General features: G+C 64.3%; 12 protein-coding genes. 3 read left to right on the forward strand and 9 right to left on the reverse strand.

The features are described from left to right. Positions 1 to 4: 4 nt before the first annotated feature. Genes HGK27_RS28600 through HGK27_RS28615 form a run of 4 tightly spaced genes read right to left on the reverse strand, consistent with a single transcriptional unit; the run spans position 5 to position 4,469 of the window. Entirely contained in the window at positions 5 to 1,024 is a 1,020-nt protein-coding gene (locus HGK27_RS28600) for an aromatic ring-hydroxylating dioxygenase subunit alpha (RefSeq protein ID WP_206244186.1), read from the reverse strand. Continuing rightward, positions 1,021 to 2,628: an FAD-dependent oxidoreductase gene (locus HGK27_RS28605; RefSeq protein ID WP_206244187.1), complete on the reverse strand. Its 1,608-nt coding sequence runs from the start codon at positions 2,626 to 2,628 to the stop codon at positions 1,021 to 1,023. The genes HGK27_RS28600 and HGK27_RS28605 overlap by 4 nt, the downstream gene beginning before the upstream one ends. Next, the gene (locus HGK27_RS28610; RefSeq protein WP_206244188.1) at positions 2,628 to 3,494 is read right to left on the reverse strand and encodes a fumarylacetoacetate hydrolase family protein; all 867 of its coding nucleotides are present in this window, start codon (positions 3,492 to 3,494) and stop codon (positions 2,628 to 2,630) included. Before HGK27_RS28610 ends, HGK27_RS28605 begins: the two co-directional genes overlap by 1 nt. 42 nt (positions 3,495 to 3,536) lie before the next feature. Then, positions 3,537 to 4,469, reverse strand: a complete 933-nt coding sequence (locus HGK27_RS28615) for a VOC family protein (protein WP_206244189.1) — start codon at positions 4,467 to 4,469, stop codon at positions 3,537 to 3,539. 175 nt (positions 4,470 to 4,644) lie between these two features. Here HGK27_RS28615 and HGK27_RS28620 point away from each other — a divergent pair, with 175 nt between their 5' ends. From HGK27_RS28620 to HGK27_RS28630, 3 genes are read left to right on the forward strand one after another with little or no spacing between them, the layout of a single operon-like run. After that, complete coding sequence (locus HGK27_RS28620; protein WP_206244190.1) at positions 4,645 to 6,933, forward strand: TonB-dependent receptor; 2,289 nt, start codon at positions 4,645 to 4,647, stop codon at positions 6,931 to 6,933. Then, on the forward strand, positions 6,933 to 8,096 hold the full coding sequence (locus tag HGK27_RS28625) for a cytochrome P450 (RefSeq protein WP_206244191.1): 1,164 nt from the start codon (positions 6,933 to 6,935) through the stop codon (positions 8,094 to 8,096). The genes HGK27_RS28620 and HGK27_RS28625 overlap by 1 nt, the downstream gene beginning before the upstream one ends. Positions 8,097 to 8,109: 13 nt before the next feature. Continuing rightward, positions 8,110 to 9,678: an amidohydrolase family protein gene (locus HGK27_RS28630; RefSeq protein ID WP_206244192.1), complete on the forward strand. Its 1,569-nt coding sequence runs from the start codon at positions 8,110 to 8,112 to the stop codon at positions 9,676 to 9,678. 22 nt (positions 9,679 to 9,700) lie between these two features. Here HGK27_RS28630 and HGK27_RS28635 read toward each other — a convergent pair whose 3' ends face one another. The 5 genes from HGK27_RS28635 to HGK27_RS28655 all read right to left on the reverse strand — a co-directional run bounded on the left by HGK27_RS28635 (position 9,701) and on the right by HGK27_RS28655 (position 16,591). Further along, on the reverse strand, positions 9,701 to 10,459 hold the full coding sequence (locus tag HGK27_RS28635) for a class I SAM-dependent methyltransferase (protein ID WP_206244193.1): 759 nt from the start codon (positions 10,457 to 10,459) through the stop codon (positions 9,701 to 9,703). Positions 10,460 to 10,540: 81 nt separating this feature from the next. Continuing rightward, entirely contained in the window at positions 10,541 to 11,599 is a 1,059-nt protein-coding gene (locus HGK27_RS28640) for a glycoside hydrolase family protein (RefSeq protein WP_206244194.1), read from the reverse strand. Positions 11,600 to 11,613: 14 nt separating this feature from the next. Next, positions 11,614 to 12,633 (reverse strand): glycoside hydrolase family 43 protein, encoded by a 1,020-nt coding sequence (locus HGK27_RS28645; RefSeq protein WP_407674715.1) that lies wholly within the window; start codon positions 12,631 to 12,633, stop codon positions 11,614 to 11,616. After that, entirely contained in the window at positions 12,633 to 13,880 is a 1,248-nt protein-coding gene (locus HGK27_RS28650; RefSeq protein ID WP_206244196.1) for a sialidase family protein, read from the reverse strand. Before HGK27_RS28650 ends, HGK27_RS28645 begins: the two co-directional genes overlap by 1 nt. After that, positions 13,880 to 16,591 (reverse strand): TonB-dependent receptor, encoded by a 2,712-nt coding sequence (locus tag HGK27_RS28655; RefSeq protein ID WP_206244197.1) that lies wholly within the window; start codon positions 16,589 to 16,591, stop codon positions 13,880 to 13,882. Before HGK27_RS28655 ends, HGK27_RS28650 begins: the two co-directional genes overlap by 1 nt. Positions 16,592 to 16,761 lie beyond the last annotated feature (170 nt).

The raw sequence follows: 16,761 nt of genomic DNA on the forward strand, positions 1-16,761 counted from the left end.
GAAATCAGGCGTTTTCTGCGGCGATCAGCGCTTCGAGACGGCGGCGCACGGCCACCGCGCCTTCATCGATGCGCAGCAGCGCGGGCTTCAATGACCAGAAGTCGGCCTCGCCCATGCGCGCCTGCTGGGCGGCGATCATCGGCTCATCCTCGGTGGAGAAGATGCGGTTGCGGATCTCGCCGATGGCGGCGTTGAGCTGCGCATCATCCACCGCATAATCGCGGGTGGAGGCGAAGAAGTAATGGGTGGTGCGCGCGGTTTCCGGCGTCATGATATGCACATTGGTGGAGGTGCCCGAGCCCTCGCGCGGCTGCCCGGCGGGCACCACGCCATTGATCAGCTTCATGATGCCCGGCGCGCTCCATTCCACATGAGTCCAGCTGTCGGCGCGCTCCACGCCGGGGGGCAGCTTGCCGCGCACCAGCGGGGGCGGGATATCGTCATAGCTGTCCCAGCGGATGGCGATGATGCCGTCCTCGCGCTGCTCCACCTTGGCGCGGGTGCGGGTGATCGATCCGCCGCCCAGCGTGTCGGGATGGAGGTAATCGGTGTGCGAGAGATCGAGGATGTTGTCGATAAACAGCTGATAATGGCCGGTGGCCGCGATATAGCCCTTGTTGAAGGCGGTGTCGGGCGCCTGCGACAGAAAGGACAGATCGCGCAGCGCCGCAGGATCGGCCAGCGCAGGATCGCCCATCCAGATCCAGAGCGCGCGATGCGCCTCGATCACGGGAAAGGAGGCGACGGACAGAGCGCGGGTGACGGGCCCATGCGGGTTGCGCACGCAGCCGCCCGTGCCGTCGAAGGCCAGCCCGTGATAGCGGCAGGTCACCACGCCTTCCGCCACATCGCCGATGCTCAGCGGCGCGAAACGGTGCGGGCAGCGGTCGAACAGCGCCTTGGGTGTGCCGTCGCTGTCGCGGAACAGGAACACCGGTTGTTCGAGGAGTGTGCGGGCCAGCCCCTTCTCACCGACCTCATCGGACCATGCGGCCATATACCAGCAGTTGCGCAGATAGGTCATGCCATGATCCTTTCCTGACCCGTGGCGCGCGGCAGGACGGTGTCATCCCATCGGTCGCCGCGCCAGGCGACATGCTGATCAGGGCGGATCAGCGCCAGTTCCGCGGCGTAAAGCGCTTTCACATCCACCCCCTCGGGGCGGACCACCTTGAGCGGAATGCGCAGAGCCGCCGCCTGATCGCGGGCCTGCGCGATCTGGGCGTAATCGGCCTGGGGGTCCATCAACAGGGTGAAGCCATCTCCGAACAGATCGTAAAGCGAGCGGCCATCCTCCAGCCATGCATGGGGCGCCAGATAGCCGGGGCGGGCATGGGGCTGGTAGTTTTCGCTGTCATGCGCGGGGGCGGGGGTATCCTGCGGCGCCACCAGCGGCGAGTCCTCATAACCAAGCCCAAGAACCGTGCCCAGCGTGTTGAATTCACGGCCCTTGGAGGCCTGAACGCCTGCACCCACCTTGCCGCGCAGCATCGCGCCTTCGGGCGAATCCTCCTCGATGATGGGCGGGATGGCGGCGACATAGGAGGCGAAATTGGCGATGGCCTCATCGATCACCTTGCGGTGGATGGGCGCGCGCTCGGCCTCATAGCTGTCGATCAGCGCGGGGCCGCCCCAGCCCTGCAGCGTGGCGGCGATCTTCCAACCCAGATCGACCCCGTCGCCCACGCCCATGTTCATGCCATAGCCGCCCGCCGGAGGATGGAGATGGCAGGCATCGCCGACCAAAATCATGCGGCCCTTGCGGTAATGATCGGCCTGGAGATCGCTGGCGACCCATGTGTCGGCGCTCAGGATTTCGATGGGCACGTCGAAACCGGTGCGCTGGCGGATCAGCGCGGCGGCATCCTCGGGCGAGATCGTCTGGCCTTCGGGCACCCCGGCGGGGGCGAAGAACCATGTGTCATTGCGGTCCATCGGGCCGACCGCGCTGAAGCCGTCCTTGCCGATCTGCCAGTAGATGGCCGCCGGGCCATGGGCATGCGCTTTGGCCAGATCGGGCGCGCGGAAGATGATGTTATAGGCATGGGCCAGCCCGCGCCGCCCCTGCATCGTGGCGCCGATGGCCTCACGCACGGCGCTACGCGCGCCATCCGCGCCGACCAGATAGCGGGCGCGCACTGTGGTGTCGCCGCTGGCGTCGGTGATGGTGGCGGAGACGTTGTCCTCATCCTGCGTGGCGCCGGTGCAGCGGGTGTTGAAACGCACCTCCACCGTGGGCAGAGCGCGCGCCTTTTCCAGCAGCACCTTTTCCAGCGTATATTGCGGCACCCATTGGGCATGCTCGGGATAGCGCGGATCGCGGGCAGGCGCGGCGTTGAAGGCATTGGCGAAGCGCGCCAGTTCGAACCCCGCAAGGCTGGTCACGAAGACCATATTGTTGGGATAGTCGATGCCGAAAGGCGCCTCCTGCGCCAACCTGTCGGCGATGCCCCAGCGGCGCAGATGCGTGCGGGTGCGCACATTGGTGGTCTTGGCGCGTGGCGCGGTGCCCGCGCGCTCATTGCGCTCCACCAGCAGCACGCGAATGCCGCGCGTGCCCAGTTCGATGGCGGTGGCCAGACCCGAAGGCCCGCCACCCACGATCAACACATCGGTTTCCAGTTCCATCACAGCACCTTGTTCTCGATGGCGCCGATCTTCTCGACCTCGCAGCGCACCACATCGCCCGCTTTCAGAAAGACCGGAGGGTTGCGGGCCACGCCCACGCCCTCGGGCGTGCCGCTGGCGATCAGATCGCCGCTTTCCAGCGTGAAGGCGGTGGAGAGATAGGCAATCTGCGCCCAGATATCGTGGATGAGCCCGCTGGTGTCGCTGTCCTGCCGGATCTCGCCATTGACGAGGCAGCGCAGGGCCAGCTTGTGCGGATCGCCGATCTCATCGGCGGTGACGATCCATGGGCCGATGGGGCCGTGGGTGTCGAAGCTCTTGCCCACGGTGAAGGTGGGGGAATGCTTCTGCCAGTCGCGCGCGGAGACATCGTTCATCACGGTGTAGCCGAAGACATGCGCGGGGGCCTGTTCCTCGGTGATGCGCTTGGCGGGCTTGCCGATCACCACGCCCAGCTCCACCTCATAATCCAGCGCCTCGCTGACGCCGGGATCGATGGCATCGTAAGGCCCGGCCAGGCAGGAGGTCTGCTTGTTGAACCAGAACTGGTTCTCCGGCACGGCCACGCCCAGACGGCGGGCTTCCTCGGCGTGTTTGCGGTAATTCATGCCGATGGCGAGGAACTTGGCGGGCCGCTCGATGGGCGCCAGCAGGGTGACATCGCCCAGCGCGATCCTGTCGCCGCTGGCCGCAACATGGGCGCGTACCGCTGCCAGAGCGGTCTCGCCGCCCGCCACGATGGAGAGCATCGTCGGCCAATCTTCGCTCAGCGCATCGAGCGGCACGATCTGTGCGTTGTCCTCGCCCACCACCACGCCGAGGCGGGGCCTGCCTTGTCCTTCTGTCTCGAACCGCGCCAGCTTCATTCCATCTCTCCCATTGTTATTGTGACACAATCGATGCGCGGATCACACGAAATCCGCAGGAGCATCAGGCCCCCATTGCTGGCCCAGCAGCACCGGCAGGCCATGCACGCCGCCGGGCGTCTCGGCGGAAAAGACATCGCCATCGGTCCAGTGCTCGATGCGGTGGCCCCAGGGGTCGCGCCAGTAATCGAAGACCTGACTGCCCAGAATATGCCGCCCCACGCCCCAGAGCTGCTGGTGCCCGGCCTGTTTGAGATGCTCATGCCCAACCATCAGATCGTCGAGATCGGCCACTTCGAAAGCGGCATGATGGAAGGCGGGCGGGCGACCGGGCATGGTCGCGAAGTTGAGGCTATGGTGATCGGTGGGGAGGGCACCGCGATCGAGCCGGATAAAGGCGGCGATCATGATCCCGTCCGGCGTGCGCACTTCATCCGACATCAGCAGGGCGAAGCGGGCGCGCCACCAGTCCCATGTCGCCTGCAGATCGCTGACGCCCAGCACCACATGGCCCAGCCGCGCCACGCCTGCGGGGCGGGTGGTCATGCGCTTGGGCTGGTTGGGGCGGTCGCGCCCGGCGATGGTGTTCCATGCGGCAGCGGCCTCGCCCGGGGTGATCGGCATGCGTGCCTTGCCCGCGATAACATGGACCTGAAAACCATCGGGATCGCGGAGGGTGATTTGCGATCCGCCGCCGGGGCCGGGGGCCGGTTCCACGGGAACGCCCTCCGCTTCGGCCAGACTTTCCAGCTCGGTAAGGCTGGCGGCGCGCAGGGTCAGCGAGACGTAAGCCGGTTCGCCCTGCACGGTTTCATGCAGGAAAGGGGTATCGCTGGTGCCGCGCATGCGCAGGATGCCATCACCGGTGTCTTCAGCCTCGACCATACCGAAATCCCGCAGGAAATCGCGCATTTGCGCCAGATCGGGCGCGCTGAAACGCACGGATTCCACATCCTCGATGGTGATGGTGGTCATGTCTCTCCTCTTCCCCGCTGGGCGGGTGTGCCGATCCTGCATCGAATCGATCAATATGTATCAAGTAGCAGAATCTATCTTTTTTACGAGAAAAAAGTTTTTTACAGAGTACATGTTCCGAGTCGCCGAAGACCGGATCCAAAACCGAACGCCAGTATGGGCGGAGGGAGGGACAATGCCTGACAACAGAACTTTCTATGCGTGCGCCTATGCGTGCGCCTATGCGTCGGCTGCGGCCATTGCGGCCAGCCTGCTGACGCCGAGCATCGCCATGGCTCAGGATGCCAAAACGCCGGCCGCACCGGCGCCGGCACAGGATGGCACGCCCAGCGTGGCCGACATCATCGTCACCGCGAACAAGCGCGCGGAAAACCTGCAAAAGGTGCCGATCAGCATCGCCGCCTTCACCGCCAAGGCGATCGACACGCAGGGCATCAAGAGCGTGGTGGATCTGCCGCAGTTGACGCCGGGTCTGGGCTTCACGCGAACGCTGGTGGGCACCAATGCCTTCCTGCGCGGCGTGGGCACCACCAGCGCGGGCTATTCCACCGAAAGCCCCATCGCCACCTATGTCGACGGGCTCTACATGCCCAATTCGGCGGCTTCCTCCTTCTCTTTCAACAACATCGAGCGAATTGAGGTGCTGAAAGGTCCGCAGGGCACGCTCTATGGGCGCAACACCACCGGCGGTCTGATCCATGTGATCACCAAGGAGCCGGGCGATGTCACCGCCATGGACACCTCGGTCAGCTACGGCAATTTCAACACGGTGCAGGCCAATTTCTATGGCTCGACCCCGCTCAGTGACACGGTGGCGGTCAATCTGGCAGCGCTGTATGTCAATCAGGCCGATGGCTGGGGCAAGAACCTGTTCACCGGGCAGGATGCCTATAAATTCAAGGATGTGGGTGTGCAGGGCAAGATCCGCTGGCAGCCCGCGCCCGACACCAAGATCACCCTGCGCGGCTTCTTCGACAAGGTGGAGACCGATCAGGGTAATGCCGTGGCGATGTATCCCGGCTCGGTGGGCACCGATGGTTCGACCTATGTCGGCAAGTATCAGATCAACAGCCGCCTGACGCCCTATGCGCATCAGCGCCAGTACAGCGTTTCGCTCAAGGCCGAGCAGGGGCTGGGCTTTGCCAATCTGACCAGCATCACCGGCTATATCGACAATGCCTCACCCAGCCTGCAGACGCAGAGCCCGGTGCTGGGCCAGCCGCTGCCGGGGCAGGGCACGATCAATCTGGGCGGCTATCAGACCGCCAAGACCTTCAGCCAGGAGCTGCAGCTCAGCTCGAACAACAAGGCCTCGCCGCTGCAATGGATGTTGGGCGCCTTCTATTACCACGACAACAGCATGATCCAGATCGACGTCTATGGCACCTGCATCGGCGCCGTCTGCGCGGCCCCGCTGCCGACACAGACCACCGGCTATGCCAACACGCGATCCTATGCGGGCTTTGCTGAGGGCACCTACTCTTTCACCCATGCCACACGCCTGACGTTGGGCCTGCGCTACACCAGCGACCAGAAGACGCTGACCGGGCAGATCGTGCCGTTGGCAGGCTTCCCGGATTCCATTCCCGCATTCCCGGCGGGCACCGTCACCACGCCCGCGCAGGGCGGGATCGCCACCGATGTCACCTTCAACAAGCTGACGTGGAAGGCGGTGCTGGCGCAGGATCTTTCCGACCGCATCCATGCCTATGCCTCTTACAATCGCGGCTTCAAATCGGGTGGCTTCAACCCCACCAGCTTCACCAATCCGGCTTCCAAGCCCGAGGTGCTCGACGCCTTCGAAGTCGGCGTGAAATCGGAGCTGTTCGACCGCAAGCTGCGGCTCAACCTTTCGGGCTTCTACTATGATTACAAGGGTATCCAGCTGCGCTCCACCGCGCCGCCGGCCCCTCCGGGCAGCTCGATCCTGTTCAATGCGGCAGAGGCGCATATCAAGGGCATCGATGCCGATTTCTCGGCGGTGCTGCTGCCGGGCCTGTCGCTGGATGGCGGTTTCGAGGTACTGGACGCCAAATATGCCAGCTTCCCCTCGGGCGTCTGCACCACGCCGCGCGTGATCGGCCCCGGCGTGCTGGGCGGCACCATCAGCACCACCTGCAATCTGGCGGGCTACAAGCTGCCGCAAGCCCCCGATTTCTCGGCCACGCTGGGGCTGACCTATCGCACCGAAACCCGCATCGGCCGCTTCGAGTTCAACGCCAACGATGGCTACAAATCCAGCTTCGTGTGGGAGCCGGACAACCGGTTGCGCCAAGGCAGCTATCATCTGGTCAATGCCTCGCTCACCTGGACGCCGCCCAATTCGCGCTTCAGCCTGCAGGCCTATGGACGCAATCTGGGCAACGCCTATTATTTCGTCAGCGGTGCTAATGGTGGCGGGAACGACGGCTATGTGCCGGGCGCCCCGCGCACCTATGGCGTGAAAGCGAGGTATCAGTTCTGATGAGCGCACCGGTTCCAGAGATCGATATCGATCTGTTCGCTGCGGCCAGCCTGCGCGATCCTTTCGCGGATTACGCAAGGCTGCGCGATGCGGGGCCGGTGGTGCGGCTGGCCCGGCCCGAGGTGTATGCCTTGGGCCGGTTCGCCCCGGTGCAGGCGGCGCTGCGCAGCGCCGATGCGCTGATCAGCGGCGAGGGGGTGGGGTTCAGCGCCGCCTTCAACGCCCCCAAGGGCATGAATGTGCTGCAATCCGATGGCGACCTTCACCAGCGCCTGCGCGCGGCGGTGACCAAGCCCTTGACCCCGGCGCGTCTCTCCAAAGCGCGCGCCGATTTCAAGGAGATGGTCGCCACGCGGGTGAAGGCGCTGGCCGGGCAGGGCTGGTTCGATGCCATGCGTGAGCTGGCGCCGTTCCTGCCGGTGCAGGCGATCTCGCATCTGGTCGGCCTGCCCGCGGTGGGGCGTGACCGCATGCTGGAATGGGCCGCCGCCGCCTTCAACGCCATCGGCCCGACGCAGGACCCGGCTGACGTGGGCTCCCTGCGCGATGCCTTCGCCTTCCTGAGCACGCTGAGCCCGGACAAGGTGGCGGATGGCAGCTGGGCCGCCGAACTCTTCGGCGCGGCGGAGAGCGGCAAGCTGACGATGCAGGAGGCGATGGCGGCGATCAGCGCCTATGTCATCCCCAGTCTGGACACCACCATTCTGGCCAAGGGCCATCTGCTGGCCAATCTGGCGCGTGCCCCCGGGCAATGGGCCATGCTGCGCGAGAACCCCAAGCTGATCCCGGCAGCGGTGCTGGAAGGGGTGCGCCATAGCTCGGTGCTGCGCTGGTTCTCGCGCGTGGCGACGCAGGATTACGTCGTGGAGGACATGGTGATCCCGCAAGGCGCGCGAGTGATGCTGCTCTACGGCTGCGCCAACCGCGACGAGCGCCGCTATGCCGACCCCGACAGCTTCGACATCACGCGTGACAGCCGCGACCACCTCGCCTGGGGCACCGGCCCGCATATGTGCGCGGGGATGAATCTGGCGCGGCTGGAGATGGAGGTGCTGGTCGAGGCGCTGGTCGAGCAGGGCGTGACGCTGACCCTCGGCGAAAGCGAGATGGGCAGCAATGCCGGCCTGTATGGCCACACCAGCCTAATGCTGCGGCTGGATTGAAGGGAGAAACGCGATGCTGCTGACCGCCCTGACCGGAACCGCCCCTTGCCCCTGCTGCGCCTATGCCCATGCGCAGGCGGCGATGCCTTCGATGCCTTTGCGCGGGATCACCAGCTGGCTGACGGGGATGGCCTCCGCGCCTGCCGCCGTGGCGGCGCCCGTGCCCCCGCGCGATCTGCGGATCGAGAATGTCACCATCGTCGATCCGCGCGATGGCAGCAAGGCGCGAGGCATGAGCATCGCGATTACGCTGGGCCGCATCACTGATATCTTCCCCACGGGCAGCAAGCAGCTCTCGCCGCAAGTGCAGGTGGTGGATGGCACGGGCAAATTCGTGGTGCCCGGCTACAATGATATGCATTCACACGTGCTGGAATTGCCTGATCCTTCAGGCTCGCTGGCGCTGATGCTGGCCGAGGGGGTGACCGGTTTTCGCCAGATGTCGGGCTCGCCCGCTTTGTTGGCGGCGCGGCGGGCGGGCAAGCTGCCGATCGGGGAACTGGCGCCCGCTTTGCTGGAAACACCCGGCTCGCTGCTGACGCCGTTCAACGCCGGTTCGGCGGATGCGGTGATCGAGGAAATCCGCCGCCAGAAGGCGCAGGGGGCCGATTTCGTCAAGGTGGGCATGATCGCGCCCGAGGTCTTCTTCGTCGCGCTGGAAGAGGGGCGCAAGCAGGGCATCGCTCTGCTGGGCCATCTTCAGGAGGGCACGGATGCGCTGGACGCCACCGCCGCCGGTTTCCGCTCGGTGGAGCATCTGGGGCCGGGCAGCACCGTGTGGATCTGCTGCTCGGACGATGAGGCCGAACTGCGCGCCGACAGCTACCGGCGTGAGGTGATCAAGGCGCCGCCCTTCAAGATCCCCTTCCTTGAAACGCTGGTGATGAAGAAGCTGGGCAAGATGCTGATCAACCCCTCGGCCTTTGCCAAGCCGGGCGACGTGGATCGGCTGCAACGCGCCATCCATAGCTTCAACCCCGACAAGGGCCATGCCGTGGCCGAGCGTTTCCGCGAGGATGGTAGCTGGCATGTGCCGACCATGGTGCGTCTGCGCACGCAGGAATATGCCGAGCTTACCGAATATGAGCAGGACGAGATGCTGGCCTATATGCCGGCCAGGGCGGTGAAGAACTGGCGCGAGGTAACCGCGCGTTTCAAGGCGCTGCCCGCCACCATGCGCCATGCCTTCCGCGATGCCTATCCGCGTCAACTGGAACTGGCCAAGCTGCTGTGCGACAGCGGCGTGCGGATGATGGCGGGCACCGATGGCGGCTCCTATCTGGGGCCGGGCCTGACCCTGAAGCAGGAGTTTGCCGAGCTGGCGCTGGCCGGGATCAGCCCGCTGCGCATCCTGCAGATGGCCACCGTGGACCCTGCCGACTATCTGGGCCGCAGCGATGCCATGGGCCGCGTGGCAATTGGCTATGACGCCGATCTGCTGCTGCTCGACGCCGATCCGCTGGCGCGGGTGGAGCATCTGCACGGCATCGCCGCCGTGGTGCGGGCCGGGGCCTATCACTCGGCGCAGGCGCTGGATACGCTACGCCGCACCGTCGCTGAAAAGCGGGGGACGCTGCACTGAGAGCTGCGTCCCCCTGCCGCCCTCAAGGGCGCTTGAACACATAGACAAACTGGTCCGTATGGCCCCGGATCGAGGGATCGAACACTTTGTTGGTGTGCGGATCAGCCGGATTGCGCAGGGCGTCGCTCTCCGACACGAAGGTAAAGCCAGCCGCGGCCATATCCGCCTTCACCACCGCGGGGTCGATCCGGTGCGTGGTGTTGGTCCCCTCCAGCTTCGAGCCGGCGGGCGCGACATGGTCGATGATCACAAAGCGCCCGCCCGGCTTGAGCGCCGCGTAAACCGCCTTGTTGAAGCTGGGCACATCGACGGGCCCCATGAAGGGGTCATAGAGATCGTGGTAATTCTGGCGAATCCAGATCACATCGGCCTTTTTGGGGAGCTTCATCTCGGTCGGATCGGTGCTCACCGCGATGACATTGGCGTGGCCCTCCACGGGTCGGGTGCCATCGGCGGGCGTCGCCACCTTCTCGGCCTTGTCCGCGACGGGCAGGTGAACCGCATAGACCGTGCCCCCGGCGCCGACGACGTTGGAAAACAGCCGGTCCCAATAGTCGCCCGGCCAGATGTCGGCGACGGTTTCGCCCGGCTTCAGGTTCAGGACTTTCAGAATGGCGGCGGGATGGCGCGCATCGTCAAGCGCGCGGTCCTCGGCGGGGCGGCTGGGGTCGGCGACGGCTGCTGCTGCATCCATTTTGCCGCCGGGCGCCGCAAAGGCCGAAGGCACGGCCAGAACGGCGCTGGCCATCAGAGCGGTGATTGTCGCTTTTATCGAGATCATGGTCCTGAACTCCCGCAAGGTGGCCCTGCCTAACCGATCCGTCGCCCGGAGCAAAGCGGTTAGGCAGGCGCTCACCTGCTGTCAGGGCATGGCAGCGACGATCTTGTCATACTGCTGGCGGCTGATCTCGACCATCGAGCCATGGCGCAGCCCGGCGGGCATGGAATAACGGTCCCATTCGGCCACATTGCTGTTGCCCGACACCTGAAACCACGGACCCGTCAGACGCGGCGCCATGGAGAGGCCATAGCTGGCTCCGGCATACTGCTCGTAATACAGCAGCCAGTCCTTGCCATTGGGCGCGCGGATGATGGTGGGGGCCTCGCGGAAATTGGGGCTCAGCGAGGGGCCGGGCAACGGATAGGGGCCCAGCAGCGTGGGCGCGCAGGTGATGCGCACCGTCTTGCCCGTGGTCCAGGCGTAGGAGGGGTAGCGTTCGTCCTTCAGGATGGCGCAATAGCCCGGGGCGGCATCATTCGGGCGCACAATGGTGTCGATGGTGGCCATCTCCCAGGGGAAGAGGCGCTTGGGCTTTTCGGCGAAACTTTTCAGATCCTTCGACTGCACATAGAGCGTGCGCTGGCTGCCCCAATAACGCTCGGGGTCTTCGGGCACGCCCTCCACGGTGGGGGTGTGCCATGTCAGCAGGAACTGGCCGGAGGGCTTGTCGAAGAACAGCTTTGGCGCACCGATGCGCTGCAGGGCATGGGGCATGCCCGCGATGTTCTTGAGATCGGGCTGATAGGTGCCGAAGGGTTTCCATGTGATGAGATCGTCGGAGACCCAGAAGCGGATCAGCGGATCATCGTCGCCCTTGTTGCCGACCAGATAATAGCGCCCGTCCGCTCCCTGAGCGATGGAGGCATGGCCGTGATAATCGGCGGAGACCGGCTGGCCGTGGTTGATCTGGTGCCAGTGCAGCCCGTCAAGGCTGACCGAATAGTAGAGCGTGCCGTAATGCTCGCGGTTCATATGGGCGAAGAGATAGGCCTTGGCCGGGTCCACATAGGGTGCCTCATGCGCGCCTGCGGGGACGTTGCCGGGGCCAACTTCTTGCGCCCCTTGCTCCTGCGCGGAAAGCGCGCCGGGCAGAAGCAGGGCCGACAGGAGGGCTGCCGCCATGATGCGTGGCTTTGACATCTGTGTCTCCTGTTTCAGCGCGTGCCGCTGGGCGGGGCGAGTTTGGTGGCCGAAGATACGGGGCGGCCAAAGACCGGGCGCCCGGACGCATCGAAGGTAAAGCGCTGCATGCGGGGGGAGCGTGCTGCGGTGCATTTCATGTTCGCTGCCGGATTGGCGTGATAGACGATCCAGTTCTCCTTCCCGTCGGGCGAGGTGAAGAAGCCATTGTGTCCCGGCGCATAGACGCTGTTGGCGGCATCCTTGTGGAACACCGCATGCGGCGCCTTCTGCCACACTTTGGGATCGAGCGGATCGCTGCCCGGCGCGGCATGCAGCATGCCCAGCGCATAATCGTCAGACCAGCAGGCGCTGGCCGAATAGGTCAGGAACAGATCGCCCTTGGGCCCTTGCAGGAACTCCGGCCCTTCCAGAATCTGCCGCCCGCCCTGCTGTTCGAAGGGCTGATCGGGCCGGGCGATGATCACCTCTGGCGAGCCCAAAGTCCATGGGTTCTCCATGGGGGCAATGGCCAGATCGCTCTCGGGCCCGACATAGGGCGAGTAGACGAAATAGAGCTTGCCGCCATGCTCGAACACCGTGCCGTCGATGCCGTGATGCGCGGTTTTCAGCTGGCCGCGATCGGTCCATGCGCCCTTGGTGGGATCGGGGCCATCGTTTTCCAGCACGAAGATGCCGCGATGATCGTCATCGTCATGGCCGTCCTGAGCGGCGGTGTAATAGATAAACCAGCGCCCCTGAATGCGGTGCAGCTCTGGCGCCCAGACCGAGATGGCGTTGGGGCCATGCGCGGGCGGGGTCCAGACCGTCACCGGCGTGGCGGCGTGCAGAGCGCCGGGATTGCGCGTCTTGCGGATCACCAGGCGGTTGCCTTCGGTGCTCATGAAATAGAAATCCTGCCCTTCGCGCGCGATCCACGGATCGGGGCCGGAGGGGAGCAGGGGATTGGTGAAAGGCGCCGGCGCGGCGATCGCTGCTGCCGAGAGCGAAAGGGCCAGCGTGGTCATGATGGTGCGAAACGGGGGGCGTATCATCATTTCTCTCCAAGGGTGCCGCGTGCCGCGCGGACGGCGCAGGTGGTGCCTTCGGCCAAAGTGCCCGCCAGCATCACAATGGTCGGGTCTTTGGCATTGTCAGAGACCAGCAGGGGGGAGCTGTAGCCGGGGCAGGAGGGGGCCTTGGGGGCATAGCTGCCGGTCGGGTCCACCAGCAGGGGAGCGGGGATCTGCTTCCACGGGCCGGCGCCAAGCTGGGTGTTGATCATCAGCACGCGCCCGGATTCCGGCTCCACGGTCAGATGACCCTCAGGTCCCGACACAACCCGCTGGCCTACCGCGACAAGCGTGCCGTTGCGCCCGCCATAGGGCGTCCAGGCGATGGTCGGGGTGTGAAGCAGGCGGTGGCCATCCGCGCTGGCGATCTGCGTGCCGAGGCTGGCAATCGGCGTCCAGTCCTGCCCATCGGGCGAGGTTTTCAGATAGACCGAGCAGACATGATCGGCATCGGCCCCGGCCTGACAGTTCTCGAAGCTCATGGCGTAGCGGCCATCGGGCAGGCGCAGCACGGTGGGCATGCCCGGCCGGGCCAGACCATCGCGGATGCCGACATCGAAGATTTCCGGACCCCATGTCGCCCCGCCATCGGTGCTGCGCACATGGGCGATCACCTGGCCGAAACCATCGGCAGAAGGACGTTCGTCGGAATAGAAGCAGTTGAGGCTGTGATCCGCCGTGATGGCGAAGAAGGGCTCCCAGATGCCGTGGCCCTCATTGTTGACCTGCAAGGCTTCCGAGGCGCAGCTGCTGCGGTAGGTCCAGTTGGCGCCGCCGTCGCGGCTGATGAAGATTTCCATGGCCTGCTGGCGGAAATCCGGGCGGTTCCACGCGGTGCCCGCCGCCAGCAGCGTGCCTGCGGGCAGGTCGCCCTGCGCTTCGGGCAGTTCGAAGAGGGCGGGGGCCTCGATGTCCCAGCCATGGACGGTGTCACGCACCACGCCGATGGGCTGGGCCGACCAGCTCTTGCCATTGTCGGTCGAGCGGTAGATCGGCAGGCTGCCCTTTTCCCCCTTCACGCCGGCATGGGCGAAGGTGGCCAGCAGCGTGCCATTGTTGGCCCCGGCATGGGCCAGGCGGATCACCCTTGGATAGCCGCCGGTTTCCTCCGGATTGGCCGTATGATCCGGGGTAAAAAGGATCTGCCCCTGGGGCGGTGAAGGAGGGGCGGCGTGAGCCACCCCTCCCGGCATCATCACCGAAGCGATGATCGCGAGCGCTTTGCGCATCAGAACTTCATCCGCGCGCCGATCGAGAAGGTGCGATCCTCCAACCGGACATTCTGGGGCAGCAGCGGCGTGCCCAGATATTCATAGGCCTTGGCCTTGGTCAGGTTGGTGGCATCGGCAGTCAGCGTCAGATATTTCTTCACATCGTAGGAGACCGAGAGGTCCAGATGGCTTTGCGCCTTGATGACGTTGTAGGCGGGAAGCTGCACACCACCTGGGTTGAACGAATCAATGAACTTGCCGCGATAGTTGTAGGCAAGGCGTGCCGACACGCCATACTTCTCATACATCAGCACGGCATTGCCATTGTTCTTCGACACATTGCCCAGCGGCTGCATCACTGCCGCGCCGCCAAAGACCAGCGGCGCCTGCGTGCTGCCGGTGATCAGCGTGTAGTTCATCTGCAGACCCAGACCGCTCAGCGCACCGGGCAGGAAGTCATAGAACTGCTGATAGCCGATCTCCAGTCCTTGCAGCGTGCCATTGCCCGCGCTCTGCGGCTGGCTGATGGTGTAGGGCACGCCGCCGATGGTCTGCTGCACGCCATAGGTCTGGATGTAGCCCGAGATGCTGCGGTGGAAATAGGCCGCCGTGATCGAGCTGGAGCGGTTGAAATACCATTCCAGCGTGGCATCGATGTTGTCGGACTTGATTTCCTTCAGCTGAGCATTGCCCGAAGAGCCGAAACCAAGGCGGTTGAGCGTCGGCGGATTGAGCGTCAGCGAGGGGTTGAGGCTGCCGAAATCAGGACGGCTGGCCGTCTTGGCGTAAGAGAAGCGCGCCTGCAGCTTGTTGGTCAGGTGAGCGCGGACGCTGGCGTTGGGCAGAATATCGGTATCGCTGGTGCGCGCCGTGACCGGGGCAATCGAGGTGCTGTTGTCCGGGTTCACCGTGATGGCGAAAGCGTTGATCGAACGGTTGTTCTGCACCACGCGCACACCGGCTTGGCCGTCGAAGGCGATGTTGCCCAGATCGAAGCCGTAACCCGCCTGCGCGTAACCGGCAAAGCTGTTTTCCGTTGCGCGGTAGAAGCGCGAGGGGTCTTCTGCCGCATCGCCGGTCGACAGGCCATAGGCCGCGCGGATCTGCGCCTGATTGTTGAACAGATAGTCGACATTGGGCGTAACGGCGGGGCTGATCCCGGCAAAGCCCAGATCGTTGGGCAGCGTTTCGAAGAAGCCCTGACCAAAGACGCTGGTCGCCGAAACGAGCGGCGCACCATTCTTCGAATAGGGGGTGGAGATCTGCGTCTCGCCCGTGGCACCGGCATTGCGGTTGACGTAACGGAAACCGCCCGCGATCTTCTTCAGGAAACCACTGTCGAAGTCATAGGTGGCATCGGTGCGCCAGGCAATCGAATTGCCGTAATTGGTATCACCGGTCTGGAACAATCCCTGCAGCTGGAAGAGATTGGGGTTCATCTTGTCATTGCCGCGCAGATTCCAGTTGATGTGACCGCCAGTGTTGCTGGTCAGATCAAAGGTCTGATTGGGCAGAGAGGTATCGATGATGAAGATCGATTCCCCGAAGGAGGAGTCGGTATAGGCGACATCGGTCGTGACCTTCAGATTGCCGCTGGTGATCTTGGCACCGGTGGCGATCTGCGCGTCATGCGAATGCTGGCGGAAGGCCTGCGTGCTGGTGGCGACGTAGGGGTTGTTGAAGGTCCCCGAAGCCAGTTCGCAGGACTGATGCGCGGCAACCGTGCCCGACGCGGCAATGTTCTCGCAGCCACCAGCCTGCGAGGGCGAGTAGAGCTGGAGGTTGCTGACAGACGTGGCCGTTCCGGGTACGCCGAAATAATAGTCGATCTCGCGCTGTTCCTTGTAATGCGCGTACATGCCATCGACATAGATTTCAATATTGGGCGAAGGCTTCCACTGAAGGGCGAAGTTCGCCTGCGGCCTTTCGCGATGGCCGCGCGTGTAGAAGGCGCCGACCGCGTTGGAGACCAGAAAGTTGTTCCCGCTGATGTTCTGCTCGTAACGCGGATCGGAGAAGCTGGCGGGCTGGTTGTAATATTGCTTGCGGTAAGAGACATCGACCAGCACGCCGATCTCACCAATATCCGTGTCCCAACGGTTGCTGACCAGCAGGCCCAGGATCGGGTTCACCTTCTTGGCATATTCGCTGTACTCGCCACGCGCCGTCAGGCCGAGCGAAAAGCCCTTGAAATCAAAAGGCTTGTGCAGGTTGATGTTGACCAGACCGGCAATGCCGCCTTCGATCAGATCGGCGCTGCTGGTCTTGTAGACATTGAGTTCCGACACGGCTTCGGCGGGCAGATCCTGAAAGGCAAAACCGCGCCCGGAACCGGTGAAGATCTCGCGACCGTTCAAAGTGGTGACGACATTGGGCAGACCGCGGATCACGACGCGGTTGGTTTCGCCGGAATCGCGGAACACCTGCACGCCGGTGATGCGCTGCAGCGAGTCCGACACCGCATTGTCAGGGAACTTGCCGATATCCTGCGCCACGATCGAGTCGATGACCTGCGGGGCAAGGCGCTTGATGTTCTGCGCCGAGGCCAGGGCTGCGCGCTGGCCGGTCACCACGATTTCAGCGGCGCCCGGTTCGTTGTCGGCGGTGGAGGGAGCCGGTGCGGCCGGGCTGTCGGGCTGGGGGGCAGTCTGCGCCAGTGCCAGCCCCGGCGATGCCAGAGCCAGCACGGTGGTGGACGCCGCCAGCAGGAATTCACGCTTCAAGATCACACGCCTTCTCCTCGGTTTTTCGTTGTTTTTAGATGATGATTGAGCGCAGGCAGCGCTCAGACCACGCCCGTTGTTCTGCACGGGTATGGTGATGATAGAATTCAATCTATTGATATATAGATGTTTTTATTTTGCCCCTGCATCTTCGGGCGGAGGAAGCCGCCTCGATC

The organism is Novosphingobium terrae (assembly GCF_017163935.1).
Lineage (GTDB): Bacteria > Pseudomonadota > Alphaproteobacteria > Sphingomonadales > Sphingomonadaceae > Novosphingobium > Novosphingobium terrae.